This is a genomic window from Pararhodobacter sp. (assembly GCF_036802785.1).
In the GTDB taxonomy this organism is placed as follows: domain Bacteria; phylum Pseudomonadota; class Alphaproteobacteria; order Rhodobacterales; family Rhodobacteraceae; genus Pararhodobacter.
Genome location: NZ_DAIRVN010000045.1, coordinates 1 through 25,847, shown reverse-complemented (window position 1 = coordinate 25,847; position 25,847 = coordinate 1). Strand labels below are relative to the sequence as shown.

The window sequence follows — 25,847 nt, the reverse complement described above, 5'->3', positions numbered from 1 at the left end:
AGACATGCCATGCTCAACCGCCGCGACTTTCTTCAGGGCGCCGCCCTTGTGATCGGCATGGGTGCCTTGCCCGCCGCCGCCCGCAGCGAGACCGCCGAAAGCTTTGTTGACAGCCTGATCGCCGGGCAGACCCCGCGTTCGGGCGGGTCGCTCACCTATGGCAACCCGGTGCCGAACTGGGCGCTGGGCCAGTCTGACCGGGGGCAGCACCCCTATTTCTTCATGGATATCCAGACGCGCAGCATCTGGAACGGCCTGACCTGGGTGAATGAACAGCTTGAGGTTGTGCCCGAACTGGCCGAGAGCTTTGAAAGCGATGCTACCGCTACCGTCTGGGATTACAAGCTGCGCGAAGGCGTGATGTTCCACGACGGGCGCGAATTCACCGCCGAGGATGCCGTGGCCTCGTGCCGGTTGCATGGCCATCCGTCGCTGGGCGGCGTGGGCTTCTTCAAGCAATATATCGACAGGGTGGAGGCTGTGGGCCGCTATGGCATCCGCTTTTTCCTGACGCGCCCCAATGTCGAATTTCCCCACGCCACCGCCGAATACCGCGCGATGATGCTGCCCGCGCATGAGAACCTTGAGGAAATGGGCTATGACGGCATCGGCACCGGCCCGTTCCGCCTGACCGAGATCGACAACCGGCGCATGTTCCGCTCTGAGCGGTTTGAAAACTACTGGATGGCCGGGCGCCCCTATCTGGATGAGCTGAACGGCGTTATCGCCATGGGCCAGAACGCGATCAACGGGTTCCGGGCGGGGCAGTTCGATGCCGTGCTCAACGCCGATCCGGGCCAGTTCGATCAGTTCGAGGAGGCGGGCGGCGTTGTCCATGCCGCGCCCTCGGGTGATCAGTTCTGGATTGTGCTGCCCAAGAACATGAACCTGCCCTGGAACGATGTGCGGGTGCGCAAGGCGATGTCGCTGGCGATTGACCGGCCGCGCATCAATGCGATCATCTATGCCGATCCGGACGGCTGGACCGGCAATGACACCCATATGAACGGCGTCAACGCCGAGTTTCTGCCTCGCCCCGTCGAGCGCGATCTGGCTGAGGCGCGGCGCCTGCTGGCCGAGGCCGGCTATCCCGATGGTATCACGCTGCCCGCGATTGCCTATTGCCCGGGCTATCCTGAAGAGCCGCGCCTGTGGGCGGTTGTTGCCGAAAGCCTGAACGAGGCCGGTATCCGCCTGAACTTTGACGAGCGCCCCTGCGACGGCTTCAACCCCTATGTGATGGCGGTCAACCAGCCGGTTGGCCGCCCGCGCCGCAACCTTGTCGGCGCGCGCAACCCCAACATCAACCTCTCGCGCCTCTCGGACCTCAATGATGCCGAGCCGGGTGGCTGGGAAGGGCCGGGGTTCGAGCGCTACAACGCCCTTCTGGCCGAGGCGGCGGCCGAGACTGACCCGGCCCACCGGCTGGCGATCTATCATGAGATGCAGCGCATCGCGCAGGATGAGGTGCCGGGCATCATGGTAGGCGGGCGGCGCACCAATGTGGTGTATCGCGCGGGGCTGCACAATCTGCGTGGCCATACCCAGCTCTGGCAGGGGCCGCGCTATGAAACCGTCTGGCGCGATGCCTGACCGCGCAGGGGCGCCGCACTTCCGGGTGCGGCGCCCAAGGCGGGCATGATCCATGGCAGTCATCTTATCCCTCATCCTGCGCCGTCTGGCGCTTTCCGGCCTGATCCTGCTTCTGGTGTCGGCCATCGTCTTTGTCGGCACCGAGGTGCTGCCGGGCGACGCGCTGGATGCCTCGATCCCGGCTGATGAACTGATGTATTACTCCGCGGCCGATCTGGCCCGGATGCGGGCCGAGCTGGGCCTTGACCGCCCTGCGCCTGAGCGGTTCATCAACGTCTTTCTGGGCCTTGTCAGCTTTGATTTCGGCAGCACACTTCTGACGCGTGAGCCGGTGATCAACCGCATCTGGCATCCGATGCTCAACTCGCTGCTGATGGCGGGGGTGGCGGTCATTCTCACACCCCTGATTGCCACCGCGCTGGGCATTGCCGCATCGCTGCGCCCCGGCGGAAGGCTGGATGCGGCGGTATCGGGTGGCACGCTTTTTGCCTATTCGATGCCGGATTTCGTGGTGGGCAATGTGTTCATCATCGTTTTCGCGCTCTGGCTGGGATGGGCGCCCGCCGTGCTGATGATCGCTGAAAGCGCCCCGGCGGGGCAGGTTCTGGCGGTGTCGGTGCTGCCGGTGATGGCGCTGGCGGTATCGGGCGTGGCCTATCAGTTCCGCCTGCTGCGCGCCGGTCTGCTTGAGGCGCGCGACAGCGAATATGTGGAACGCGCGCGGCTTTCAGGTGTGCCGGAGTGGCGGTTGCTGATGGTCCATGCGCTGCCGGTTGCGCTGATCCCCATGCTGAACGGCACGGCGCAGTTTGTTGCGGGCATCATCTCGGGCGTGGTGGTGATCGAGGCGGTGTTCCGCTTTCCCGGCATCGGGCTGGAGCTGATCCGCGCGATCGCGCAGCGCGAGGTGCCGACGGTGCAGGCGATTACCTTTCTGGCCGCATTCGCGGTGATTCTGAGCAATCTGCTGGCCGATATCGCCGTTCTGGCGCTGGACCCACGGGTGCGGAGGGCGGGCAATGACCGTTGAAATGCTCGACGCGCCGATGCGTCGCCGCCCCCTGCTGAAGGCGATGCGCGCGCCGCTGACCGTGATCGGCGTTGCGCTGGTGGCAGCGCACCTGCTGCTGGCATTGCTGGCGCCGCTGCTGGTGCCCTATCCGGTTTCCGCCATCGTCACCAACGGGTTGACACCCCCTTCGCCGGAACACTGGCTTGGCACCGATCAGATAGGCCGCGACTATTTCTCAAGGCTGATGTCGGGCGGGCGGGTGGCGCTTCTGGTGGCGCTTTCGGGTGTCAGTGCGGCGGTGCTTGCCGGGGCGGTGCTGGGCCTTGTGGCCGGGTATCGCGGCGGCTGGCCGGATGACCTGATCATGCGGCTGACCGATGCGATGATGGCGGTGCCGGAACTACTGCTGATCGCCATTCTGGTGCTGACATTCGGCAAGGATATCTGGTCACTGTCGATTGTGGTGGCCATTGTCTATACGCCCGGCGTGGTACGGGTGGTGCGGGCGCGCGCCATTTCGATCGCCGCGCTGGATTTCGTGCGTGCGGCGGAACTGCGCGGCGAAAGCCCGGCCTATATCCTGCTGCGCGAGATCGCGCCGAACCTGCTGGGCCTTCTGGCGGTGGAATTCGCGATCCGCTGCTCTGCCGCGATCCTGAAGATATCGGCGCTGTCGTTTCTGGGCCTCGGCATCAGCCAGCCCACGCCGGACTGGGGCCTGATGGTGCAGGAGGCGATGTCGGTGGTCTTTACTGACCCGTGGTTCCTGCTGTTCCCGGCGCTTGCGCTGTCATCGCTGATCATCGGCATCAATTTCGCGGTGGACGGGATGGCGCGGGCTTACGGATTCTCGGGCGGGGAGAGGGGCGCATGAGCGACCATGTCAGGGTTGAAGGCCTGCGGATCACCTTCCGCGATGATGCCGGGCGCGAGGCCGCCGCCGTGGAGGGCGCTGACCTGCGGCTTGGGCGGGGTGAGACGCTGGGCATCGTCGGCGAAAGCGGCTCGGGCAAGTCCACGCTGGCGCGCGCGCTGCTGGGCTATGCCCGCCCGGGCGCGCGGTTCGCGGCGGGGCGGGTACTGGTGGGTGATACCGATGTGCTGGCGCTGGGGCCTGCGCAGATCAGGGCGTTCCGGGGCAGGCGGGCGGCGATGGTGCCGCAAAACCCGCTTTCCTCGCTGACCCCGCATATGCGCGTGGGCGATCTGCTTGCCGAATTGGTGCGCCTGCACACTGGCCTGCGCGGCGCGGCGGTCATGGCGCAGGTACATGCGCTGATGGACAGCACCGGCCTGCCTGATCCGGCCACGCTGGCGCGGCGCTACCCGCATGAGATATCGGGCGGCCAGCGGCAGCGCGCGGTGATCGCGGGCGCGCTGATCGGCTCGCCGGAGCTGATTGTGCTGGATGAACCGACGACCGCGCTGGACAAAACGGTTGAGGCGCGGGTGCTGGCGCTGGTGCAGGAGGTGCAGGAACGCCTTGGAGCAACGCTGGTCTATGTCAGCCATGATCTCAACGTGATCCGCCGGGTCTGTGCCCGTGTCGCCGTGATGCGCGACGGCGCGATTGTCGAGGCCGGGCCGACCGATGAGGTGCTGGGCAGGCCGCGCAGTGCCTATGCGCGCGGGCTGGTGGCGGCCATTCCGCGCATCGACGTGGCAGGCCCGCCGCCGGTTGTGGCGCACGGGGCCGAGGGGTTGCGGCTGGAAGGGCTGAGCTTTGCCTACGCCCGGCCTCGGCGGCTGTTTGGCGCAGGCCCCGCCGCCACCCCGGCGCTTGACGGGATCAACCTTGTCGTCCCGCGTGGCGAGACGCTGGGGATTGTGGGTGAAAGCGGCTCTGGCAAATCCACGCTGGCGGCGGTGATCGCGGGGGTGATGGCCGGGCATCAGGGCCGGATCCTGCTGGGCGGCGCGGTGGTGTCAGGCCCGGCGCGGGCGCGCAGCACCGCCCTGCGCCGCCGCATCCAGCTTGTGTTTCAGGACCCGCTCTCAGCCCTGAACCCCACGCAGACCGTGGCCGAAATTCTGGCCCGCCCGCTGCGCCTCTATCGTGGTCTGACCGCCGCCGCCGCCCGGGCCGAGGCGCGCGCCCTGATGGATGAGATGGGCCTTGCCGCGATCCTGCTGGACAGGCGGCCCCGACAGCTTTCAGGCGGGCAGCAGCAGCGCGTGGGGCTGGCGCGTGCGCTGGCCGCTGACCCGGAACTGCTGATCTGCGATGAGGTGACCTCGGCGCTGGATGTGACGATACAGGCGCAGGTGCTTGACCTGTTCCAGCGCCTGCAACGCGAACGCGGGCTGACCTGCCTGTTCATCTCGCATGATCTGGGCGTAGTGGCGCGTGTGTCACACCGCATTGCAGTGCTGGAGGGCGGGCAGCTGCGTGAGACGGGCGCGCGCGATGCGGTGCTGCACGCGCCGCGCCATGCCTATACGCGCAGGCTGCTGGCCGCGAACCCTCCTGCCGAAGGTCCGGCAATATTACTTCCGGTGGCGTGAAAAACCCCCTCTGTTTCCGGCCACGAGGGTTGTGTAATGTCCGCTCACAACAGCCACGCTGCCGGAGGGTTGCCCCTTGCCATCACGCTCTGATCTGCCCGCATGAGCGCGCGGCTGGATATCGCCAACCGCGATGCGCGGCGGTTGTGGCTGTGGGTGAACGGGCTTTCCGGCCCGGCCTCGGGCCCGCTGGATGTGCCGGGGATGATCGCGGCGCTGGGCTTTCTGCAGATTGATACCATCCGCAATGTCACCCGCGCGCACAACCATATCCTGTGGTCCCGCAACCGCAACTTCCGCGAGGGCATGCTCTGGCCGCATCTGGCCTCGCGCGATCTGTTCGAGCATTTCACCCATGATGCCAGCCTGATCCCGACTGCGCAGCTGCCCTACTGGCAGGTGCAGTTCCGCAGGCTGGGGGCGCGTGCTGCCGCGCATCAGTGGCACCAGTCCGGGCTGGGTGCGCGCGAGATTGAACGCATCCGCGCGCGCATCGCCACCGAGGGGCCGCTGTCGACCCATGCTTTCGACACCCGCGCCGCCAGCCGTGAGATGTGGGCGCGCCCGCCGCATAAAAAGGCGCTGGACCAGATGTGGTATGCGGGTGATCTGGCCACCTGCCACCGCCAGAATTTCGTGAAGTTCTATGATCTGGGCGAGCGGGTGTTTCCGGCGGCCCTGCTTGAGGGGCCGGACGATCATGAGGCGCTGACCCATCTGAGCGATGATGCGCTGGACCGGCTGAGCATGGCCACGCCGGGCGAGGTGGCGCGCTTCTGGGGCGTCGCCACCGGGGCTGAGGCGCGCCACTGGGCCGCGCGTGCCCGCACCGTGCCCGTGCGTATCGAGGGGGCGGACGGTATCTGGCGTGATGCGCTCGCTCATCCTGAAATCGAGGCCCGGCTTCAGGCCGCGCCCGCCGCCCCCGCAAGGCTGCGCCTGCTCAACCCGTTTGACCCTGCGATCCGTGACCGTGCGCGGCTGGAGCGGCTTTTCGGCTTTGACTATCGCAACGAGATGTTCGTGCCGCCCGCGCAGCGCCGCTGGGGGTATTACGCCTATCCGCTGCTGGAAGGTGACCGCTTTGTCGGGCGGATCGCGCTGAAGGCAGAGCGCGCGGCGGGGTGGCTGAGCGTGACCGGCTTCTGGCCGGAGCCCGGCGTTCACTGGGGCACGGCCCGTTTCGCGCGCCTTGAGCGCGAGATCGCCCGCTTTGCCCGGCTGGCCGGGATAACCGGGAGCGACGGGATCGCGCCCGCCTTGCAAACCGTGATGAAATGACAGAGGAAAACCGCATGACTACGCAAACCCCCTCATTTGTGATCCCCCCGCCCGCGCCGGTGACGCTGCCTGTGCGCGGCACCAGCGCGCGCTTTCCGGTGCACCGCGTCTATTGTGTGGGGCGCAACTATGCCGCCCATGCCGTGGAAATGGGCCATGACCCTGACAAGGAGCCGCCGTTCTTCTTTCAGAAGAACCCCGGCAACATGCTGTCGGATGGCAAGGATTTTCCCTATCCGCCGCAGACCGGGGATGTTCACCACGAGATCGAACTGGTGGTGGCGCTGTCCGGTGGCGGCAGGGATATTGCGCCCGGCAAGGCGCTGGATATCGTCTATGGCTATGCCGTCGGGCTGGACATGACGCGGCGCGATATTCAGGCCGCGATGAAGAAGGCCGCGCGCCCCTGGGAGGCCGCGAAGGCCTTTGAGCATTCCGCGCCGTGCTCGGCGCTGGTGCCCGCCGCTGATATCGGCCACCCGGCGCAGGGCGCGGTCTGGCTGAAGGTCAACGGTGAATTGCGTCAGGAAGGCGATCTGAACCAGATGATCTGGAAAACCGCCGAGATCATCGCCGAGCTGTCAAAACTGTTTGAGCTGGCACCGGGTGATCTGATCATGACCGGCACGCCCGCAGGGGTGGGATCGGTGCAGCGCGGTGATGTGATGCATGCGCATGTCGATGGCGTGGGCGATCTGCAGACCACGGTGGTCTGACCTGAAACGGCGCGGGGTGCCGCCAGCGCGTGGCCCCCGCATGAACAGCAACCTTCAGCGGCGGCCCTCTCATGGAATTTTCCTCTGATCTGATCATACTGGCCGCGATCCTGCTGGTCGCAGGCGGGCTTACGGGCGTTCTGGCCGGGCTTTTCGGCGTGGGCGGCGGGGCGCTGATGGTGCCGGTCCTCTTTGAGACCTTTGGTTTTCTGGGCGTGGCCGAGGCGGTGCGCATGCCGCTGGCGGTGGGCACCTCACTGGCCGTGATCATCCCCACCTCGCTGCGGTCCTACAAGGGGCATCTGGCGCGCGGCGCGGTCGATACCGATTTGCTGAAGCGCTGGGCCGTGCCGATCGTTCTGGGGGTTCTGATGGGGGCGGTGGTTGCGCGCTATGCCTCGCCGGTGGTGATGCAACTGGTCTTTGTCGTCGTCGCCGGGGTGAATGCCGTCAAGCTGATCAGCGGCACCAAGCGCTGGGATATCGCCAGTGACCTGCCGACCGGCTGGCTGCTGCGCTTCTATGGCTGGGTGATCGGGCTTCTGTCATCGCTGATGGGGATTGGTGGCGGGCAGATTGCCAATATCATCATGACCCTGCATGGCCGTTCGATCCATCAGGCCGTCGCCACGTCGGCGGGTATCGGGGTGCTTATCTCGATCCCCGGCGCGCTGGGTTACATCTTTGCCGGCTGGGGCCGCACCGACCTGCCGCCTGACGCCATCGGCTTTGTCTCGCTTCTGGGGCTGGTGCTGTTTGTGCCCACCACGGTGCTCACGGCGAATCTGGGTGTGCGGCTGGCACACAGCCTGTCGCGGCGCACGCTGGAGCTGGCCTTTGGCATCTTCCTTGCGCTGGTCAGTCTGCGCTTCGTCTTCGCGATCCTGATGTAAGCGAAGGGGCGGGAACAATCCCGCCACGCGGGCCATCGCGCCCTGCGCGGTGCGCGCCTCCCGCTCAGGTCGCCCGCCTCCTGCCCAGAACAATGAGTGGCGGACGCGAGCTTGGCCTGCGACGCCTTCGCCCGACCCGTCCCGCGCGCCAGACCATCTGCGGCGCGCTCAGTCGAACCGGCCTGCTCGGCCAGTGCCCGCAGGTCGGTCGTCGTTTTTACGACACCGGAGGATTCAGCCTTCATTCCAAGGACGGCAAGTTCGGTCATTGGGGGAAATCCTTGCCAGACGGCGGCAGGCTCCGTAGCGTCAGGCTCGGGGCTTTGCAGGAGTGATTAGATGCGGAATGATGCCAGCTTGTTCGCTTTGGGCGTGTGTTGCTTGATTGCTGTCACCGGCCCTGCATTCGCGAACCGAAGCTATGACGCGGAGCAGGCATTTGCCCTTCGTGAGGGCCTTGGTGGCGCCTGGGAGTTCCATGTAAGCCGTGGCAGTGATCAGGTTCATGCTATCGCCCGTGCGAACCTCGTGAGCGACACGCTTGACAGTGCGGTAATCCGGGTTTCTTGCCAGCTCAGGCGCGATTTGACGTCCGAACCGGGTATTGAGATTTACTTCTGGGAAAAAGGATATGCTTTCCTCGCGCAAAGACTAACTCGAAACATTCTGGGGGGCGGATGGACAGACCCGAGCAGCCCAGGCCAAAGCTTCGGGCAGATTGCTTTCGTCATCGGGGAAAGCAGCTATAGCCCGCTGATCATTGCACGGCCTCAATCCGGGGAAGAGGAAGAGATGGAGCAATACAATTCGTCCGTCCGAGAGACGCTTTCGTTCTTGACCCAAAGTGGCGCGCTGCATGTGTCGTTTGATTGGTATGGGGCGCAGACCATACCCTTGGATTTCGAGTTTTCTTCGGAGGGGAAGGATGCTGCTCTTGCAGAGCTGTCGCGACACTGCCCTTTTCCCAGAAATGGGATGGCGGAACCTGAGCCGCCTAGGTGATCGCCGCCAACCAGCAGGCGAGTTCACGAAACTCCACTATGGCAGCTTGAGTATTCCTGCCCATCACCCTCGCTTCATCCCGGCGCGGAAAGCATCGCGCGCTGGATTGTCGCTTTGGGGAACGTCAGGCTCGCCTGACGCATGCCGGAGATAGACCCGGTTCATTGCCCGGACGCAGCGGCAGAAGATTTCGGCCTCGTCAGGGTACCATCCCTCGGTATGCTTTACAATCACACTGCGGGGAATGGGTCCGACGCCCATGCCGATCTGCCGAGCCAGCCATCGGCGCCGGGCAGAATCGCCGGCGGCCAAAGGTGGTCCGGGATGTCTTAGCCGAGGTCATCCCGCCGGGAAAACCGTCCCTGCCTGTTCTTGGGTACCGCAGGTTAGAGAAGCAGAAAGCCGGGTTCCCACTTTTCTGCAATATGCTTCAGCGCTGACCCATGATCATGCGATAGCGGATCTGGTCAAAGACGACGGCAAGGATCAGCAAAAGCCCCAGCACCACCATCTGCATGTAGGAGCTGATCTGCGCCAGGTTCATGCCGTTCTGCACCAGAATGATGAAGAACCCGCCCAGCACCACATTCTCCACCCGGCCGATGCCGCCGCGCAGCGAAACACCGGCAATCACGCAGGCGGCGATGGATTCAAGCGCCATGCTGCTGCCCATGTTGGCATCGCCCGTTTCCACCCGTGCGGTCAGCAAAAGCCCGGTCAGCCCCGCCATCAGGGCGCACATCACATAGACCCGGATCAGCGTGCGCCGCGTGTCGATGCCGGACAGGTTCGCGGCCTTGATATTGCCGCCCACGGCATAGATCTGCGCGCCGTGGCGCATATGCGCCATGTAGCCCCACATCAGAACGATGAACAGAATCGCAATCAGCACCGGGACGGGGATGTTCCACACCCGGCCAAAGCCGAAAGTGTCGCCAAAGGTAAAGGGCAGGTTGGAGACCGGCACACCCCCGGTCAGAAACAGCGCCAGCCCCGCCCCGACCGAGGCCACACCCAGCGTCATGATGAAGGGTGAAACGCCAAAGACCGCCACACCCACGCCATTGATCGCACCGATGATGCCTGCGACCACGAAACCGGCCAGTGCACCCAGGGCGATCACGAGCCAGACGGCTTCAGGAAACATCGGCATCAGCGCAACCATCGTCATCGCCGATACGACCGAGCTGAGCGCGATCACCATGCCCACCGACAGGTCGAACCCGCCGGAGATCAGCACCAGCATCTGCCCCATCGACACCAGAATCAGATAGACCGACTGCCGGCCCACATTGAGCAGGTTCTGACTGGTCAGAAAGGCCTGTGACATCAGCGAAAAGACAATCAGCGCCGTGGCCAGCAGGAAAGGCAGCACGCCGACGCGGATGAAGACCGCTCTGGCGATCTCCAGCGGCGAGAAACGGGTCTTGGTGGCCGTGCTCATGCGTTTGCTCCGGTCTCTTGGAAGAAATGTTTCAGGATGTCGGTTTCATTGATCTGATCGCCGCTCAGTTCCGCGCTGACCTGCCCGCTGGCCATGACGACCACGCGGTTGGCAAGGTTCATCACCTCAGGCAGATCGGACGAGATGACGACCACGGCCTTGCCCGATTCCGCCAGTTCGGCGATCAGCCGGTAGAGGGCCGCGCGTGTGCCCATGTCCACGCCGACGGTCGGTTCGTCAAAGATGTAAAGCTCGCTGCCGTGACAGAAGCTTTTGGCGAAGAGGATCTTTTGCTGATTGCCGCCCGAAAGCTGGGCAATGGTGCGGGAGCGGTAATGGGCGTGCAGTTCCACATGGTCAAAGATGCGCCCCATCTCCTGCCGGATGGCGCGGTGACGCAGGAAGGGGCCGTTGGCGCAACTGCCCATCATCAGATCGGTGGTCAGGTTGTCGGTCGCCCGCGTCATGAGGTTGAGCCCCTCATGCTTGCGGTCCGAGGTCAGGTAGTAAAGCCCGGCCTCGATCACCTTGCGCGTGGATTTTCCGGTGATGTCCTTGCCCTGAAAGGTCACGCGCCCTTCGCGGGTGGGGTTGACCCCGGCGATGGCGCGGAACATGCGCGATTTTCCTGAGCCGACCAGCCCGGCCAGCCCCAGCACCTCGCCCCGGCGCACCTTGAGGTTCACGCCGTCCACGCCCCAGGCGTGCAGGTTCTCCACCTCAAGCACCACCTCGCCCGGGTTATGGGCGATGGTGGGGTAGATATCGGTGATCTCACGGCCCGCCATCATGGCGATGAGCGCCTGATCATTGGTATCGGCCATCGCCACCGTATCGATCCGGGCGCCGTCGCGCAGCACGGTCACCCGGTCTGCGATGCGGGCGAATTCGTTGATGCGGTGCGAGATATAGATGATGCCCAGCCCCGCCGCCTTCATCCGCAGGACGAATTCAAACAGGTTATCCACCTCGCGGTTGCTGAGCGAGGCGGTGGGTTCATCCAGAATCAGCACCGACAGATCGCCATGAAACGCCTTGGCAATTTCCACCATCTGCTGCTGGGCGCGCGGCAGTTGCGCCACCATCGCCGCAGGATCAATATCAAAGCCGCGCTCGGCCAGCATGCGCCCGGCCTCGCGGCGCATCTGGCGGTGGTTGATGAAGGGGCCCGCCTTTGGCTCACGGCCCAGAAAGATGTTCTCGGCAACGCTCATCGTGGGGATAAGCGAGAATTCCTGAAAAACGGTATAGATGCCGCGTTCCTGCGCCCCGGCGACGGAGGCAAGCGTCACGGGCTGGCCCTTCATGCGGATCTCGCCACCGCTGGGGGTGTTCGCCCCGGCCAGAAGCGAAATCAGCGTCGACTTGCCCGCGCCGTTCTCGCCAAAAAGAACATGCACCTCGCCCGCGCGCAGGTCGAAATCCACGTTGTCCAGCGCCTTGACGCCCGGATAGGCCTTGGACAGGCCATGCGTGCTGATCAGTGGAGGTTGGGTCATCGCCTGCCTTCCCGGCCCGGTGTGCGGGCGGATGGTTGGATGGATGGGTGGGCGCAGGCCGGGAAAGCCCCGGCCTGCGCATCTCAGCTCAGTTGATGCTGAACACCGGCGAGAAGTTCTCAGGCGGCAGGATAGAATCGCGGTTCACATCGGCGATATTATCCTGATCGACCACGAAGATCTGCGGGCCGACATGCTGGATCAGCTCTTCACCCTGAAGGGCACGCACGGCCTGATCAACGGCGATCCGGCCCTGAATGACCATGGAATCGGCGGGCGCACCCAGGATCATCCCGCGCTCGATGCCGGTATAGACACCCGGGGTCATGTAGAAGGCGAGGATATCCACCTGCCCGCTCAGCCCACGCTCACGCACCACACCCTGCGCTGCTTCGGCGGTGACGGCGGTGCCGGCGATGTAGCGCACATCCGGGTTGGCGGTCAGCACGTCTTCGACAAGGCGCTGCTGCACCTCGCGGCCGGTGTCACCATAGCGCGGCTCCAGCACGCGCACGGCGGAACCCTCGATCGCTTCCATGAAGCCGCGATGCGCCGCTTCCACCCAGCCCGCGCCTGCGGGCCCGGGGAACCAGCCCACGGTGACCTCATCGCTGCCCGCCGGATGGGCCTCGGCCAGATAGCGGCCGGTTTCCTGACCCATGGTGTAGAATGACACGAGCGATTTGGCGGTGATATCGGTCGAGGAGACACCGTTGATCACGTCGATCACCGGAATCCCGTTGCCCGCCACTTCGCGGATCAGGCTGTTGAGGCCGTCATACGAGATGGCGCCGATGATCACCGCGTCGGCACCGGCCGAAACGCAGTCTTCGATCTGGCTGATCTGGCGGGGCAGTTCGGTATAGCCATCGGCCTCAACCACGGTCATCCGCACACCCAGACGGCGGCCTTCGTCGATCACGCCATAGTTGACGCCCAGCCAGTAGGCATCTTTCATATGCGGGAATGACACGCAGATATTCCACGGCTGCGACGCGGCTTCGAGCGGGACATATTCCACATCGACAGCGGTGCCGTCAGTGGAAAACGCCGGTTCGATCGCTTGCGCCGGGTAGGGGTACCAGGCGTCATCTGCGCTGGCCGCAAACGGCACCAGTGCCGTCGCACCCAGAAGCAGCATTTTTCTCAGGGCATGGGTCATCGTTCAGAACTCCTCTGTTGCAGGTCATCGGCCGTGGTTTGGGCCACGGTTTTCGTTCGTGTCAGGCACGGGGCGGGTTCAGCCCGCCTTCAGGGCCTCACGGATCGTCTGAAGCCGCTTTTGCCGCTCTTTGCGCGCAACAAGGGCCGCTTCCATGTCAACCTTGACGAAGTTCACCTTCGTATTCGGCTGCAGCTGGCCAATCAGGTCCATATCGGCCGAGATCACCGCGCCGATGGTGAAATACCCGCCGCCAGACACCGCATCGCGGTGCAGCACGATGGGTTCTGTCCCGCCCGGCACCTGAATGGAGCCGTAGGAATAGCAGCCATCCACAATGTTTGACGGGTCCGACCCGGCGCCAAAAGGCTGATCGCGCGGCACGAATTCCATGGGGGAACCACCACGGAAGCGATAGCCCATGCGGTCGGCCTCAGGCGCGACGGTCCATTCTTCGGCAAAGAAGCGGTCTTGCGAGGCCTCGGTGATGCGGTCCCAGTAAAGCCCCGGCAGCACCCGCAGCGCCACGGGCGACTGCTTGGGGCGCAGAAGCGCGGCGTCGACCGCGCGGGCGGCCACTTGGCCGGGTTTGCCCACGGGCAGCGCATCACCCACCGCGATGGCGCGACCGTTCACGCCACCCAGCGCCCCGATGGGATAGGTTGCGCGTGAGCCAAGCTGTTTCGGCGTGTCAATCCCACCCGCGACGGCGATATAGATGCGCGCGCCTTCCTGCAGGAACTTGAAGCTGAGCACCTGACCGGCCTTGACCGGAAACGCCGTCCAGCCCTCGCGCGCGTCGCCGTCCAGAAAGATCGGCATAGTGGCGCCGGTTACGGCGACCCATGTGTCGGCGGTGAATTCCAGCTCCGGCCCCATGAACACGGCCTCAAGCCCCGCCGCACCCTCATCATTGCCGACCAGCATGTTGGCAACCCGCATCGAGAAACGGTCCATCGCGCCGCCCTCGGGGATGCCAAGGTGGAAGTATCCGGGGCGGCCCATGTCCTGAATGGTGGTGGAAAGCCCGGCTTTTCTGACCTTAATTGCCATTGAGAGCCTCCATCAGCTTTGCGTTGGTCCCGGCCATGTCGGCGTTGAACGCATCGAGATCAAAGGTCACCTCGGCGATGCGGGGCCGGTAGGTTCCGGCTTCGACCTCGGCTGCGATACGGTCATGGGTTGCGCGGTCGATCGGCTTCCATTTCACGATATCGCCGGGGCGGAAGAAGACCATGAAGTCCTTGAGGTAGGACACCTTCTGCTCAGGGTCATAGATGGGCATCGGGGTGATGCCGAACATCTGGTAGCCGCCCGCCCCGCGGACCGAATAGATGCACGAGAAGCAGCCCCCGTAACCCACGGTCAGCTTGGGCGTGTCGGTGCGCGGGCGCAGGTATTTCGGCACCTCTATCTGCTTTTCACGCTCGACAAGCTGATAGAGGAACGGCAGCCCCGCCACGAAACCGACCATCGACACAAACCACGGGCTGGAATGATGCGCCTCGATGAACGCCTCAACACTGTCATAGCCGTTGATGCGTGCGGCATATTCCAGATCGGTGGCGTTGGGGTCCTGATGGCGCTCGCGGAAGCGCATGACGGTCTCATGCGTCCAGGGGTCCTGATAATACACCGGGATCTCGATGATCCGCGTCTGCATCCGGCGCTCGGCATTGTTGGCCGCGCTCTCCAGATCTTTCAGCCGGGCCATCATCGTGTCGGGGTGGATGATGTCAGGGTTGAAACGGACCTCGAACGAGGCATTTGCGGGCAGGATCTCGGTCACGCCGTCGATCTTGGCGGCCTCGACGGCACGGGCCATGGCGATGGCCTTGAAGAAGGCTTCCAGCGACATTTCGTCGTCCATTTCGACGAAGATGTGCTCGTCACCGCCAAAGGTGTAGCGGGTTTTCACGTCGTCCCTCCTATGCTGGTGCAGTCAGATTGCCGGCAGCCAGCCAGGGCTCCAGCCACTGCGTATGAACACGCCCCTCGCGCAGATCCGGGGATGCGGCCAGCGCCCGGTGCAAGGGGATCGTTGTCTTGAGCCCGCCCAGTTCGAGCGTGCTCAGGGCCTCGGCCATCTTGTCGATCGCCGCCACGCGCGTGGGCGCATGCACGATCAGCTTGCCCAGCAGCGAATCGTAGAATGGCGGGATCTGGTAGCCTTCATAGAGAAAATGATCGAAGCGGATGCCATCGCCTTCGGGCACCCCCATCGAGGTCAGCTTGCCCGGAAAGGGCATGAACTGGCGCAACGGGTCTTCGGCATTGATACGCACCTCGATCGCATGGCCGGTGACCGCGATCTGATCCTGCCGAAGCGACAGAGGCGCGCCGCCTGCGATCTTCAGCATCTCGGCCACAAGGTCGATGCCGGTGACCATTTCAGTGACCGGGTGTTCAACCTGAATGCGGGTGTTCATCTCGATGAAATAGAAATCCCCGCTGGCATCGTCATAAAGGTATTCGATGGTGCCCGCGCCGCTGTAGCCCACGGCCCTGGCCAGCGCGACCGCGCTGTCACACAGCGCCGCGCGGGTCTCAGCGGTCAGGCCAAAGGCGCCCGCTTCTTCCCAGACCTTCTGGCGGCGGCGTTGCAGCGAGCATTCGCGCTCAAAGCAATGCACGGCGTTCTTGCCATCGCCCAGAACCTGCACCTCGATATGGCGCGGGTTGACGATGACCTTTTCGATATACAGACCGCCATCGCCAAAGGCCGCCTCGGCCTCGGCGCGGGCCTGCGGGGCAAGGCGCGCCAGCTCGTCTGCGTCATGGGCGATGCGGATGCCCTTGCCGCCACCACCGGCAGCGGCCTTGATCAGGACCGGGAAGCCGACGGCAAGCGCGGCCTCCATCGCGGCGGCTTCACTTTCGACCCGGCCTTTTGAGCCGGGCACCACCGGAACGCCTGCCTCTTCAGCGGCGATGCGGGCGGCGACCTTGTCGCCCATCCGCTCTATGGTGGCGGCGTCGGGGCCAACGAAGGTCAGCCCGGCATCGGCCACGGCGCGGGCAAAGGCGGGGTTCTCGGACAGAAAGCCGTAGCCCGGATGCACCGCATCGGCGCCCGTGTCCTGCGCGGCTTTCAGAATTGCCGGGATCGACAGGTAAGACTTTGCGGCCGCGGCCGGGCCGATGCAGATGGCCTCATCGGCCATCTTCACCGCCAGCATATCGGCATCCGCTTCGGAATGAACCTGAACCGTGGCGATACCCAGCGATTGCGCGGCGCGGATGATGCGAACCGCAATCTCGCCCCGGTTGGCAACAAGAAGTTTGCGGATCGCCATGGCTCAGCGCACCTTTGCCAGCGTTTCGCCGGCCTGAACGGGCCCGGCATTCTCGGCGACAAAACTGTCGAAGGTACCGTCAACCTCGGCCTTGACCTCGATGAAGGTCTTCATCACCTCGATCAGGCCGATCGTATCATCGGCGGCAACCGCGTCGCCGGGCTTCTTGAAGGGCGCGGCGCTGGGGTCCGGGGCGTGATAGAAAGTGCCGGGAAGGGGGGAAAGGATATCAGGCATGGTCAGTCTCTCCTGTCAGGCAGCGTTTTCCAGCACCGTCGCCGCAGAAGCGATGGAGATGCCGTTTTCAGTCAGGGCGGCACGCACGGCGCGCCCGATTTCCAGCGCGCCGGGGGTGTCGGAATGGAAGCAGATCGATTCAAACGCGATGGGGATATCGCCCCCCTCGACCGTCTCCACCCGCCCTTCGCGGCAGGCGCGCAGGCATTTCCGCGCGATCTGCTCAGGGTCGAACTGCGCGACTTTGCGCGCAAACACGATCGAGCCTGAGTTGTCATATTCGCGGTCGGCGTAAAACTCACGGATCACGGGCTGACCGGAGGCGCGCGCCACCTTGTAGGTGATCGAGATATCCATGCAGAACAGCATCAGATCAGGGGCGCAGGCGCGCAGAACCTCGATCAGGTGGTTTGACAGACTCTCGTTCTTCGCGGCCTCCATGTAAAGCGCGCCATGCGGTTTGACATGCTGAAGGCGTACGCCATGGCGGCGGCAGAATTCACGCAGCGCACCGATCTGATAGACGATGTCGTTGACCAGCTCTTCGTCCGAGCATTTGATGTAGCGCCGCCCGAAGCCCTGCAGGTCACGGTAGCCGGGATGCGCGCCGATATTGACGCCATGTTCCTTGGCCAGCGCCACAACCCGGTTCATCAGCGCAGGATCGCCCGCATGAAAACCCGTGGCGACATTGGCCGAGCTGATGATGGCCATCAGCGCCTCGTCCGGCGCGTCGCCATAACTCCAGTGGCCAAAGCCCTCGCCCATGTCGCAGTTCAGATCAATGATGCGTTTCATTGCGCTCCACCCTCGTTTCAACAACTGTACGCGCAACTTCCTTCAACAGTAAAATTTTGATTCTTGTTGCTATAAATTCGGAATATCCGAAGGATGAATCGCGCCGCAGCGCCGCGAAGCCTTTAGAAAAGCGGGATTTGCAGGGGCATTGCAATTTGCAATGGGCTGCAATATCAGTTTTTCAACAGCGGTATTTTCGTATTTTCCGATAATGAAGGGGGCCTGACGTGCATATCCGGCAGCTCAAATACTTTGTCGCCACGGCAGAGTCCGGTCAGGTCAGCCGGGCTGCGGTGTCGCTTTCGGTCTCGCAATCCTCGATCACCACCGCCATCCGGGAGCTGGAGGCCGATATCGGCCTGCGCCTGTTCGAGCGCAGCTCACAGGGGATGGAGCTGACACAGGCCGGGCGGGAGCTGCTGGCGGTCGCCTATGAGGTGCTCGCCAAGATCGAAGAGGCGCGCAACCTGCGATACCGCGCCTCGGGCATGTCGGGCAAGCTGACGGTGGCCGCGACCTATACGGTGATCGGCTATTTCCTGCCCTATCATCTGGGCCGCCTGCGCCGGTTGCACCCTGAACTGACGATCAACCTGCATGAGCTGAATCGCGAAGCGATTGAAGAGGGGCTGATGTCGAACCGCTTTGACCTGGCGGTGCTGCTGACCTCGAACATCACCACTCCAGAGCTGGACACCGAAACCCTGTTCCGCTCACCCCGGCGGCTGTGGGTGGGCAACAGCCACCGCTTTGCCAGCCGCCGCAAGGTCACGATGGATGAGATCGCCGAAGAAGATTACATCATGCTGACCGTCGATGAGGCCGCGCACAGCACCATGAAATACTGGGCGCTGCACAAATCGCAGCCGCGCATCAAGCTGCGCACCTCATCCATCGAGGCGGTGCGCTCGATGGTGGCGGATCATCAGGGCGTGACCATTCTGTCCGACATGGTGTACCGGCCATGGTCGCTTGAGGGTAAACGCATCCAGCTTGTGCAGACCGATTCCCCGGTGCCCTCGATGGATGTGGGGCTGGCATGGCAACGCAACTCAGAATTCTCGCCCGAGGTGCAGCTTGTCTATGATTATTTCCGCCGCAGCTTTATCGCGCCGCAGCTCTGATCCCGCTCAATCCTCCATCGCGGTGGCCAGCACTGCCAGACAATCCCCGGTCTGGATCATCCCGGGAAAATGCCGCGCGACCAGCACGCCTGAGCGTTGCGCAAAGTAGCACAGCGGTTGCAGGCCGGTGCGGTCGGCGGGCCAGACCTGCGCGATGGGCGCGCCCTTTTCAACCTTCTCGCCCAGATCGACCAGCGGTTCGATCAGCCCTTCGGAGGTGGCGAAATGATAGCAATCCTCATCCGGCATATCGAGCATGACAGAGCGCTCTGCCTTGATCTCACCTTCCAGAATACCGGCATGGATCAGCACATTCAGCGCCCCGCGCCGCGCAATCCGCGATGAGCGCGCAGTGGCAGACCCGCCGCCGCCCAGCTCGGTCGTGACAAAGACCTTGCCCTGCCCTTCGACCGCCGTGTCGTACATGCCGACATTGTCGATCTCGCGCAGCATCAGCGTATAGGGCGCGTTGAAGGCCTGCACGGCGGCCACGCAGGCCTCCTGCTGGGTGACCGAATCCAGATAATGCGCGCAGGCGAAAGGCAGGAAATCCAGCGTCTTGCCGCCTGAATGGTAATCCAGCACGATATCGGCCATCGGCACCAGCGTATCGTTGAAGTAATTGGCGATCTTATGCGTGGCGGTGCCGTCAGGCGCGCCGGGAAAGGCGCGGTTGAGGTTGACGGTGTCGATGGGCGATACGCGGGTTCCGGCGCGGAAGGCGGGGTAATTCATATAGGGCACGATAATCACCCGGCCCGTGATGCGCTCCGGCTCCAGCTCATGCGCCAGCGCCTGAAGGGCTATCGGCCCCTCATATTCGTCGCCATGATTGGCGCCGGTGAACAGCGCCGTCGGCCCCTCGCCGTTACGGATCACGGTGATGGGGATCATGATGGCGCCCCATGCGCTTTCGTTGCGCGAATGGGGCAGGCGCAGAAAGCCGTGGTGCTTGCCGTCCACGTCAAAGGGGATGGTGGGGGAAATCGGGTTGGGGTTCATCGCTCACGCCTTGATGAAAAGTTGACGCGGCACCGAGGCCAGACATTCCGGCGCACCCTCGGTAATGACGATGCTTTCGGTGAGCTCAAAGCCCCAGTCCTCCATCCACAGGCCGGTCATGAAATGGAAGGTCATGCCGGGTTGCAGAACGGTGCGGTCACCGGGGCGCAGCGAGCAGGTGCGCTCCCCCCAGTCCGGCGGATAGCTGAGGCCGATGGGATAGCCGGTGCGGTTGTCCTTGGTGATGCAGTGGTTTTTCAGCACGGCAAAGAAAGCGTTGGCGATATCCTCGCAGGTATTGCCCGCGCGCGCGGCCTCCAGCCCGGCCTCCATCCCTTCCAGCGTGGCCGCTTCGGCATCCAGAAAGGTCTGGCTGGGCTTGCCCAGAAATACGGTGCGCGACAGCGGGCAGTGATAGCGCTGGTAACACCCGGCGATCTCAAAGAACGTGCCTTCGCCCGCCTTCATCGGCTGGTCATCCCAGGTCAGATGCGGTGCGGCGGCATCGCTGCCGGAAGGCAGCAGGGGCACGATGGCCGGATAATCGCCGCCATAGCCCAGATCGGGGTCATAGCGCAGCGCGGCATCGTAGATTTCCGCCACCAGATCAGACTTGCGCAGGCCCGGCTCCACCTTGTCCAGTATGCGCGCATGCATCTTTTCCACGATCCGCGCGGCGCGGCGCATGCAATCCAGCTCAGCGGGTGATTTGACCAGCCGCTGCCAGTTCACCAGCGCGGTGGCATCCACCAGCGTGGCGGGCAGATGGCTCAGCGCGCGACAGGCGGCGGCGGTGAACCAGTAATTGTCCATCTCCACGCCGACCGGGCCCCTGTGCCAACCCAGATCGGTCAGGCGGGCTGACAGATAATCCATCGGGTGGCGCTCGGTCGATTGGACATAATGGTCAGGATAGCCGATCAGCGCCGCATCCGGCATCCAGCAGGTGCGCTGCGCCCCCGCCACATCCTGCCCGCGCCCGAACCAGACAGGGTCACCCTGCGGGCCGATGATCACGCATTGATGCACATAGAACGACCAGCCGTCATAGCCCGTCAGCCATGCCATGTTCGACGGGTCGGTGACGATCAGCGTGTCGATCCCGCGTGCCTGCATGGCCGCGCGGGTCTTGCTCAGCCGCGCGGCATATTCGGTGCGGCTGAAACGAGGGGCAGGGTTGGGCATGATGCTGCGCTTCTCAACTGTCGATTTCGACGCCTGCGCCCGCTGCCCTTTGCAGGGCAAGCGTGGCGATGGCGGTATCCTGAACGCCGGTTCCGGTCAGATCGGCCAGCGTGATCTCGTCAGCGGATCGTCTGCCGGGGGCGTCCCCCGCCAATACCGCGCCCAGCTCGGCAAATTCTGTTCCGTCTGCGACGATACCCACTGCAAGCGCGACACGCAGTTCGCCCAGAGCGCGGGTTTGTGACAGGCGGTCAGGCACATAGCGGATACGGGCGAAGGCCGCCGGGTCAATCTCGTTCTTGCCGTGCTGGTCTGAGCCCATGGCGGTGACGTGCTGCCCCGGGCGCAGCCAGTCCGCGCGCACCACGGGCGCGGTGGCGGGCGTGGTGGTGACAATGATATCGGCCGCGCTCACGGCGCTTGCCGGGTCGGCGCTGGCAGTGACGGGCAGGCCCAGTTGTGCGCTCATCTCCGCCGCCATGGCCTGCGCCTTTGCCCCGTCGCGCGCCCAGACCGAAGCGCGGGTGACGGGGCGCACAAGGGTCAGCGCGCGCAACTGCATCCGCGCCTGAAGCCCTGCGCCCAGAATGCAGGCGCTTGTCGCATCCTCCCGCGCCAGCGCCCTTGCGGCTACCGCGCCCGCAGCGGCGGTGCGCAGGTCGGTCAGATAGCCATTGTCCAGCAGCAGCGCCTGCACCTGCCCGGTGCGGGTGGAAAACACCATCATCAAACCGGAGGTGGAGGGCAGGCCAAGCTTCGGGTTGTCAAAAAACCCGGGGCTGACCTTGATCGCAAAGCCCGCAAGCCCCGGCACATAGGCGGTTTTCACATCTACCTCGCCATTATGCTCGGCAAGCGCCATCGACAGGATCGGCGGCATGACCACCTTTCCCGCCGCAAGCGCGCGGAAGGCATCGGCAACGCAATCAATAACCTCCGGCGACAGGTCGATGACGGCGCGCAGGTCAGCTTCGGTCAGAATGCGGATGCGCGGCATCAGGCGGCCTCCGGATCAGGGGTTTCGCCCGCGATGATGCGGGCATGCAGGGCCGGGTCGATATTGGCGCCGGTCAGGGGCAGCACCACGGGGCCCTTGGGGCGGTGTTTTCCGGCCAGAAGCGCTGCAACACCAACCGCACCCGCGCCCTCAACCACCTGCCCCTCGATCCGATGCAGATGGCGGATACCCTCGGCGATCTCATCCTCAGTCAGCAGGATCAGATCATCCATCAGGTCGCGCACCATGGCATAGGTCAGCCGGTTTTGCAGGCCGATCCCGCCGCCCAGTGAATCGGCCAGTGTGGCGCGCTCAGGGGTATCGACGGGGTGCCCGGCGGCGAGGCTGGCGGCCATGGCCGCGCCCCGCTCCATCGACACGCCGATCACCTTGATCGACGGGTTCACCGCCTTCATCGCCGCCGCCACCCCGGCCAGCAGACCGCCGCCTGACAGGGGCACCAGCACCTCGGCGGCATCCGGCACGGCGGCGGCCATTTCCAGCCCCAGCGTGGCTTGTCCGGCAATGACATGCGGATGATCGAAAGGAGGGATCAGCGCAAAGCCTTCCTCCGCCACCAGCCGCATGGCTTCCAGCAGGGCTTCGTCCTGACTGGCGCCGATGATGCGCGCCTCAGCCCCCAGCGCTGCCACGGCGGCGCGCTTGTTCTCAGGCACCAGCCGCGACATGCAGATCACCGCGCGCAGCCCCAGCGCCCGCGCGGCATGCGCCAGCGCGCGGCCATGGTTGCCGGTCGAGGCTGTGGTGACACCCGCAACCCCTGCGGGCAGTTGCAGAATGGCATTGGTGGCCCCGCGCAGCTTGAACGCGCCGGTGATCTGAAGATGTTCCTGCTTCAGCCAGACCGGAACGCCCGTGAGATCGGCAAGCGCGTCCGAGCGGAGGCAGGCGGTGTGGCGCAGGTGGCCCTGCAGGCGGGTCTGCGCGGCGTGAAACTCTGCCAGACCGGGCGTCATGCGGCACCGGCGACAGGGGCGAACAATTGCCCCGGCCCGCGCCCCTCGATGCCCGCCGCCGCCAGCATCGCCCAGCCCAGTGCCTGATTGGAGCTGAGCACGGGTTTGCCCAGCGCCGCCTCCAGCGCCGGGATAAGCGCCATCACGGGCGTTGAAGTGCAGGCAACGAACAGTGCCTCAGCGCGCGGGTGATCGGCGTGGCGCGCGGCGGGGCGCAGCGCGGCCGGGGTCAGCCGCGCGATATCGCGGTCATCTTCCATGTTCAGCCCGTGGGTATTCACCACCTCCAGCCCGGCCTGCGCGAAATACTCGGCGACGGGCGCCGTGGTCTGCGCCACATAGGGCGTCAGCAGCGCGATCCGGGTGATGCCCAGATGACGGAACCCCTGCACCGCCGCGCGCGCCGGGGTGCAGACCGGCACGCCGGGCCGCACCAGGGCGATGGCCGCGTCAATCGCCGCATCGCCGATCACCACCGCGCCCGAGGTGCAGCCAAAGCCGATAGCCGCCAGATCAATCCCCGGCACCAGCAGATCTGCCGCTGCCGCGATACCGGGCGCCATGGCGCGCAGGTTCTCAGGCGTTGTCGGGTTGGCGAAGGCCAGCCGCGTGACATGCAGGCGTGTCGTATCCGGCAGAAGCTGCGCCAGATCATGCTCCAGCGTCAGGTCGGTGGCGAGGGCGATCAGGCCCAGACGGACGGGCGCGGACGGCGTATCGGTGCCGGGAAGGGAGGGGGAAACCGGGGTTATGGGCATGCGGACCTCAGACTACCAGAACGGGGCATTTCGCCAGCCCCGTCACCTTGTGCGAAACCGACCCCAGAAGATACCCTTCGACCGAACCCAGCCCCCGGCTGCCCAGCACGATCAGGTCAACTTCCTTGTCCTTGGCCCAGGCGACGATGGTGCGCGCGGGCGGGCCGGATTTGATGAAGGCGCGCACCTTTTCCGCCCCGGCCTCGCGCGCGATGGATTTGCCATGCTCTGCCACCTCCTGCGCGTGTCGGCGCAGGATCTCGTCCATATTGCCGGGGTCACTGGGGCGGACCATGGAAAAGGAGGCCTCCAGCATCGAATGGTGGCGGTAGACCGTCAGCAGCACAATCTCGCCGCCCGTCAGTGCGGCCAGTTCAACCGCCTTGCGAATGGCCCCTTCGGCGCTGTTGGAGCCGTCAAAGGGCACAAGAATCTTGGAAAACATCTGTCCCCTCCTATCGGGCAAAGGCAAGATCGCGCAGGAAGAGGGCAATCTGCGGGAAGAAGATCAACAGCACCGAGACCGTCAGCAGCATCACGATGAACGGCGGCGTGCCGCGGATCACCTCAAAATACGGTCGTTTGAAAACGGCAATGGCGGTGAAGATGTCACATCCGAATGGTGGCGTGGCAGAGCCGATAGCCACCTGCAAGACGACAATCGCCCCCACATGCACCGGGTCCAGCCCCACGGCATTCACCACCGGCGCGAAAATCGGCACCAGAACCAGAATCACCACGATCGGATCGACGAACATGCAGCCGATGAAAAAGGCGATGGAGATGACGAACAGCACGCCAATCGGCCCCATCTGGTCAACCCCGATGGCGCCCAGCACCGCCTGCGGCACCTGTGCGAACGAGATGATCCAGGAGAACCCGGCGCCTGCACCGACCAGAATGAATACCACGGCGGTGATCAGGCCGGTGGAGCGCGCGGTGGCGATCAGGCCGCTGACATTGAGTGTGCGGAAGACGACCATTTCAAGGATCAGCGCGTAAAGCACACAGGCCGCCGCTGCCTCGGTCGGTGAGAAGATGCCGCCATAGATGCCGCCGATGATGATCGCCGGAAAGCCCAGCGGCCAAAGCGCCTTTTGCACCGCCAGCGCACGTTCGGACCATGGCAGCGGGTCTTCCGGGGCGACATTGTTGCGCACCGCATAGATCCAGCAATAGATTGAAAACAGCAGCAAAATCAGCAGGCCCGGCCCGATACCGGCGATGAACAGCTCGGCAATCGAGGTGTTGGAGATGACGCCATAAATGATCATGCCGATCGAGGGCGGGATCAGAAAGGCGATGTCGGATGAATTGACGATCAGCGCCAGCGTGAAGCTGTCCTTGTAGCCCGCCTTGAGCATGCGCGGGCGCAGGGGCGTGCCGATGGCGACCACGGTTGCCTGAGTGGAGCCCGAGACGGCGCCGAACATGGTGCAGGCCGCAGCGGTGGAAATCGCCAGACCCCCGCGCTTGTGGCGCACAAAGGCCATCACCAGATCAATCAGCCGCCCGGCGGAATGGCCGCGGGTCATGATATCGGCGGCAAAAATGAACATCGGCACCGCGATGAGCGAGGCGGGGCGAATGCCCGCCAGCATCTGCGAAACCATCGTCTCCATCTGCCCGAACCCGCCGAAGCTGAGGTAAAAACCCAGCGCCGCGGCCGCGATCAGCGGGATCATCATGGGGAAGCCCAGACAGAGCAGAACCACCATCACGCCCAGGATTGTCAGTGCCATATCGCGCTCTCCTCAGACTTCCTGTTCGCTCTCATCGGCGTATCCCTCAAGCACATTGGTCGAGAGGTAGATGTCCTTCTCGATGATGTTCTTGATGGCGGTCAGCAGGTATTGCAGCCCGGTCATGAAGAAGCCGACGGGCACCCAGACCAGCGTCCACCAGACCGGGATCTGCAGCGAGGGCAGCAGCCGCCCGCGCCCCAGCGTGGTCTGAAGATAGCCCCAGGAATACCAGGCGAGGGCGAACATGGCGAAGGCGGTGGTAATCGCGATGAAGATCATCAGAAGCTTGCGCGCGCGGGCGGGCATCAGGTCAAAAAACGCGGTCATGCGGATGTGGCGGCCGTGGCGCGCGGCATAGCTGATGCCGGCGAAGGTGATCATGATGATCAGAACCCGGTTCACCTCTTCGGTGGACTGGATGGAACTGCTGAAAACGAAACGGCCCACGACATTGGCGACGGTATTCGCGGCCATGAGCAGCACCCCGGCGGCGAGCAGGATCGCCTCGATCCGCGCGATGCCATTGTCAAGCCAGCCCAGCGGGCCGGGCAGGCTGGAGCGGTAGGCGGAGGCCGGGAGATCGTCATCACCGGTGGCGGGCGGGGGTGGCGTGTCTGAGGC

The 25,847-nt window shown here is 64.4% G+C and carries 25 protein-coding genes; 9 read left to right on the top strand and 16 right to left on the bottom strand.

Going from position 1 to position 25,847, the window contains the following annotated elements:
* The first annotated feature begins 9 nt into the window (after positions 1-9).
* From V7Q53_RS14975 to V7Q53_RS14940, 8 genes are all read left to right on the top strand, one after another.
* Entirely contained in the window at positions 10-1,593 is a 1,584-nt protein-coding gene (locus V7Q53_RS14975) for an ABC transporter substrate-binding protein (RefSeq protein ID WP_333829434.1), read from the top strand.
* Between the two features lie 52 nt (positions 1,594-1,645).
* A complete protein-coding gene (locus V7Q53_RS14970; protein WP_333829433.1) occupies positions 1,646-2,623 on the top strand; it encodes an ABC transporter permease in 978 nt (325 codons plus the stop codon).
* Positions 2,613-3,479, top strand: coding sequence for an ABC transporter permease (locus V7Q53_RS14965; protein WP_333829432.1), 867 nt, complete (start codon positions 2,613-2,615; stop codon positions 3,477-3,479). The genes V7Q53_RS14970 and V7Q53_RS14965 overlap by 11 nt, the downstream gene beginning before the upstream one ends.
* Positions 3,476-5,110, top strand: a complete 1,635-nt coding sequence (locus V7Q53_RS14960; protein ID WP_333829431.1) for an ABC transporter ATP-binding protein — start codon at positions 3,476-3,478, stop codon at positions 5,108-5,110. The genes V7Q53_RS14965 and V7Q53_RS14960 overlap by 4 nt, the downstream gene beginning before the upstream one ends.
* 102 nt (positions 5,111-5,212) lie before the next feature.
* Positions 5,213-6,391, top strand: coding sequence for a winged helix-turn-helix domain-containing protein (locus V7Q53_RS14955; protein ID WP_333829430.1), 1,179 nt, complete (start codon positions 5,213-5,215; stop codon positions 6,389-6,391).
* Positions 6,392-6,405: 14 nt separating this feature from the next.
* Complete coding sequence (locus tag V7Q53_RS14950) at positions 6,406-7,107, top strand: fumarylacetoacetate hydrolase family protein (protein WP_333829428.1); 702 nt, start codon at positions 6,406-6,408, stop codon at positions 7,105-7,107.
* Positions 7,108-7,178: 71 nt separating this feature from the next.
* Positions 7,179-8,000 (top strand): sulfite exporter TauE/SafE family protein, encoded by an 822-nt coding sequence (locus V7Q53_RS14945; RefSeq protein ID WP_333829426.1) that lies wholly within the window; start codon positions 7,179-7,181, stop codon positions 7,998-8,000.
* A 339-nt stretch (positions 8,001-8,339) separates the two neighbouring features.
* On the top strand, positions 8,340-9,002 hold the full coding sequence (locus V7Q53_RS14940; RefSeq protein ID WP_333829425.1) for a hypothetical protein: 663 nt from the start codon (positions 8,340-8,342) through the stop codon (positions 9,000-9,002).
* 430 nt (positions 9,003-9,432) lie between these two features.
* On the opposite strand, the gene V7Q53_RS14935 is transcribed toward V7Q53_RS14940, so the two are convergent.
* The 8 genes from V7Q53_RS14935 to V7Q53_RS14900 all read right to left on the bottom strand — a co-directional run bounded on the left by V7Q53_RS14935 (position 9,433) and on the right by V7Q53_RS14900 (position 17,438).
* A complete protein-coding gene (locus V7Q53_RS14935; RefSeq protein WP_333829424.1) occupies positions 9,433-10,446 on the bottom strand; it encodes an ABC transporter permease in 1,014 nt (337 codons plus the stop codon).
* Positions 10,443-11,945, bottom strand: coding sequence for a sugar ABC transporter ATP-binding protein (locus V7Q53_RS14930; protein ID WP_333829423.1), 1,503 nt, complete (start codon positions 11,943-11,945; stop codon positions 10,443-10,445). The genes V7Q53_RS14935 and V7Q53_RS14930 overlap by 4 nt, the downstream gene beginning before the upstream one ends.
* A gap of 88 nt (positions 11,946-12,033) precedes the next feature.
* Positions 12,034-13,107 carry a TMAO reductase system periplasmic protein TorT gene (torT, locus tag V7Q53_RS14925; protein WP_333829422.1) on the bottom strand — a complete coding sequence of 358 codons (1,074 nt, stop codon included), beginning with the start codon at positions 13,105-13,107 and terminating at the stop codon, positions 12,034-12,036.
* A gap of 78 nt (positions 13,108-13,185) precedes the next feature.
* On the bottom strand, positions 13,186-14,160 hold the full coding sequence (locus tag V7Q53_RS14920; RefSeq protein ID WP_333829421.1) for a biotin-dependent carboxyltransferase family protein: 975 nt from the start codon (positions 14,158-14,160) through the stop codon (positions 13,186-13,188).
* Positions 14,150-15,025: a 5-oxoprolinase subunit B family protein gene (locus V7Q53_RS14915; RefSeq protein WP_333829419.1), complete on the bottom strand. Its 876-nt coding sequence runs from the start codon at positions 15,023-15,025 to the stop codon at positions 14,150-14,152. Before V7Q53_RS14915 ends, V7Q53_RS14920 begins: the two co-directional genes overlap by 11 nt.
* A gap of 10 nt (positions 15,026-15,035) precedes the next feature.
* Positions 15,036-16,403 carry an acetyl-CoA carboxylase biotin carboxylase subunit gene (locus V7Q53_RS14910; protein WP_333829418.1) on the bottom strand — a complete coding sequence of 456 codons (1,368 nt, stop codon included), beginning with the start codon at positions 16,401-16,403 and terminating at the stop codon, positions 15,036-15,038.
* A gap of 3 nt (positions 16,404-16,406) precedes the next feature.
* Entirely contained in the window at positions 16,407-16,640 is a 234-nt protein-coding gene (locus V7Q53_RS14905; RefSeq protein WP_333829417.1) for an acetyl-CoA carboxylase, read from the bottom strand.
* Between the two features lie 15 nt (positions 16,641-16,655).
* Positions 16,656-17,438, bottom strand: coding sequence for a 5-oxoprolinase subunit PxpA (locus V7Q53_RS14900; RefSeq protein ID WP_333829416.1), 783 nt, complete (start codon positions 17,436-17,438; stop codon positions 16,656-16,658).
* A gap of 227 nt (positions 17,439-17,665) precedes the next feature.
* Here V7Q53_RS14900 and V7Q53_RS14895 point away from each other — a divergent pair, with 227 nt between their 5' ends.
* Complete coding sequence (locus V7Q53_RS14895) at positions 17,666-18,562, top strand: LysR family transcriptional regulator (RefSeq protein WP_333829415.1); 897 nt, start codon at positions 17,666-17,668, stop codon at positions 18,560-18,562.
* Between the two features lie 6 nt (positions 18,563-18,568).
* On the opposite strand, the gene doeB is transcribed toward V7Q53_RS14895, so the two are convergent.
* The 8 genes from doeB to V7Q53_RS14855 all read right to left on the bottom strand — a co-directional run.
* Positions 18,569-19,564, bottom strand: coding sequence for a N(2)-acetyl-L-2,4-diaminobutanoate deacetylase DoeB (gene doeB, locus V7Q53_RS14890; RefSeq protein ID WP_333829414.1), 996 nt, complete (start codon positions 19,562-19,564; stop codon positions 18,569-18,571).
* A gap of 3 nt (positions 19,565-19,567) precedes the next feature.
* Entirely contained in the window at positions 19,568-20,749 is a 1,182-nt protein-coding gene (doeA, locus tag V7Q53_RS14885; protein WP_333829413.1) for an ectoine hydrolase DoeA, read from the bottom strand.
* 13 nt (positions 20,750-20,762) lie between these two features.
* Entirely contained in the window at positions 20,763-21,746 is a 984-nt protein-coding gene (gene eutC / locus V7Q53_RS14880; RefSeq protein ID WP_333829412.1) for an ectoine utilization protein EutC, read from the bottom strand.
* On the bottom strand, positions 21,746-22,723 hold the full coding sequence (eutB, locus tag V7Q53_RS14875; protein ID WP_333829411.1) for a hydroxyectoine utilization dehydratase EutB: 978 nt from the start codon (positions 22,721-22,723) through the stop codon (positions 21,746-21,748). The genes eutC and eutB overlap by 1 nt, the downstream gene beginning before the upstream one ends.
* On the bottom strand, positions 22,720-23,481 hold the full coding sequence (locus V7Q53_RS14870) for a maleate cis-trans isomerase family protein (protein WP_333829410.1): 762 nt from the start codon (positions 23,479-23,481) through the stop codon (positions 22,720-22,722). Before V7Q53_RS14870 ends, eutB begins: the two co-directional genes overlap by 4 nt.
* 7 nt (positions 23,482-23,488) lie before the next feature.
* Entirely contained in the window at positions 23,489-23,926 is a 438-nt protein-coding gene (locus V7Q53_RS14865) for a universal stress protein (RefSeq protein WP_333829408.1), read from the bottom strand.
* Between the two features lie 10 nt (positions 23,927-23,936).
* A complete protein-coding gene (locus V7Q53_RS14860; protein WP_333829407.1) occupies positions 23,937-25,223 on the bottom strand; it encodes a TRAP transporter large permease in 1,287 nt (428 codons plus the stop codon).
* Positions 25,224-25,235: 12 nt separating this feature from the next.
* Positions 25,236-25,847: TRAP transporter small permease (locus V7Q53_RS14855; RefSeq protein ID WP_442954437.1), on the bottom strand; the 612-nt coding region annotated here is incomplete at its 5' end.

Coding starts and splice junctions, on each gene's coding strand:
- V7Q53_RS14910 (WP_333829418.1), bottom strand. CDS start 16,403: ATGGCGATCCGCAAACTTCTTGTTGCCAACCGGGGCGAGATTGCGGTT.
- eutC (WP_333829412.1), bottom strand. CDS start 21,746: ATGCCGCGCATCCGCATTCTGACCGAAGCTGACCTGCGCGCCGTCATC.
- V7Q53_RS14870 (WP_333829410.1), bottom strand. CDS start 23,481: ATGCCCATAACCCCGGTTTCCCCCTCCCTTCCCGGCACCGATACGCCG.
- V7Q53_RS14905 (WP_333829417.1), bottom strand. CDS start 16,640: ATGCCTGATATCCTTTCCCCCCTTCCCGGCACTTTCTATCACGCCCCG.
- doeB (WP_333829414.1), bottom strand. CDS start 19,564: ATGAACCCCAACCCGATTTCCCCCACCATCCCCTTTGACGTGGACGGC.
- V7Q53_RS14950 (WP_333829428.1), top strand. CDS start 6,406: ATGACTACGCAAACCCCCTCATTTGTGATCCCCCCGCCCGCGCCGGTG.
- V7Q53_RS14865 (WP_333829408.1), bottom strand. CDS start 23,926: ATGTTTTCCAAGATTCTTGTGCCCTTTGACGGCTCCAACAGCGCCGAA.
- V7Q53_RS14935 (WP_333829424.1), bottom strand. CDS start 10,446: ATGAGCACGGCCACCAAGACCCGTTTCTCGCCGCTGGAGATCGCCAGA.
- doeA (WP_333829413.1), bottom strand. CDS start 20,749: ATGCCCAACCCTGCCCCTCGTTTCAGCCGCACCGAATATGCCGCGCGG.
- V7Q53_RS14955 (WP_333829430.1), top strand. CDS start 5,213: ATGAGCGCGCGGCTGGATATCGCCAACCGCGATGCGCGGCGGTTGTGG.
- eutB (WP_333829411.1), bottom strand. CDS start 22,723: ATGACGCCCGGTCTGGCAGAGTTTCACGCCGCGCAGACCCGCCTGCAG.
- V7Q53_RS14960 (WP_333829431.1), top strand. CDS start 3,476: ATGAGCGACCATGTCAGGGTTGAAGGCCTGCGGATCACCTTCCGCGAT.
- V7Q53_RS14930 (WP_333829423.1), bottom strand. CDS start 11,945: ATGACCCAACCTCCACTGATCAGCACGCATGGCCTGTCCAAGGCCTAT.
- V7Q53_RS14900 (WP_333829416.1), bottom strand. CDS start 17,438: ATGAAACGCATCATTGATCTGAACTGCGACATGGGCGAGGGCTTTGGC.
- V7Q53_RS14860 (WP_333829407.1), bottom strand. CDS start 25,223: ATGGCACTGACAATCCTGGGCGTGATGGTGGTTCTGCTCTGTCTGGGC.
- V7Q53_RS14975 (WP_333829434.1), top strand. CDS start 10: ATGCTCAACCGCCGCGACTTTCTTCAGGGCGCCGCCCTTGTGATCGGC.
- V7Q53_RS14940 (WP_333829425.1), top strand. CDS start 8,340: ATGCGGAATGATGCCAGCTTGTTCGCTTTGGGCGTGTGTTGCTTGATT.
- V7Q53_RS14965 (WP_333829432.1), top strand. CDS start 2,613: ATGACCGTTGAAATGCTCGACGCGCCGATGCGTCGCCGCCCCCTGCTG.
- V7Q53_RS14920 (WP_333829421.1), bottom strand. CDS start 14,160: ATGGCAATTAAGGTCAGAAAAGCCGGGCTTTCCACCACCATTCAGGAC.
- V7Q53_RS14970 (WP_333829433.1), top strand. CDS start 1,646: ATGGCAGTCATCTTATCCCTCATCCTGCGCCGTCTGGCGCTTTCCGGC.
- V7Q53_RS14945 (WP_333829426.1), top strand. CDS start 7,179: ATGGAATTTTCCTCTGATCTGATCATACTGGCCGCGATCCTGCTGGTC.
- torT (WP_333829422.1), bottom strand. CDS start 13,107: ATGACCCATGCCCTGAGAAAAATGCTGCTTCTGGGTGCGACGGCACTG.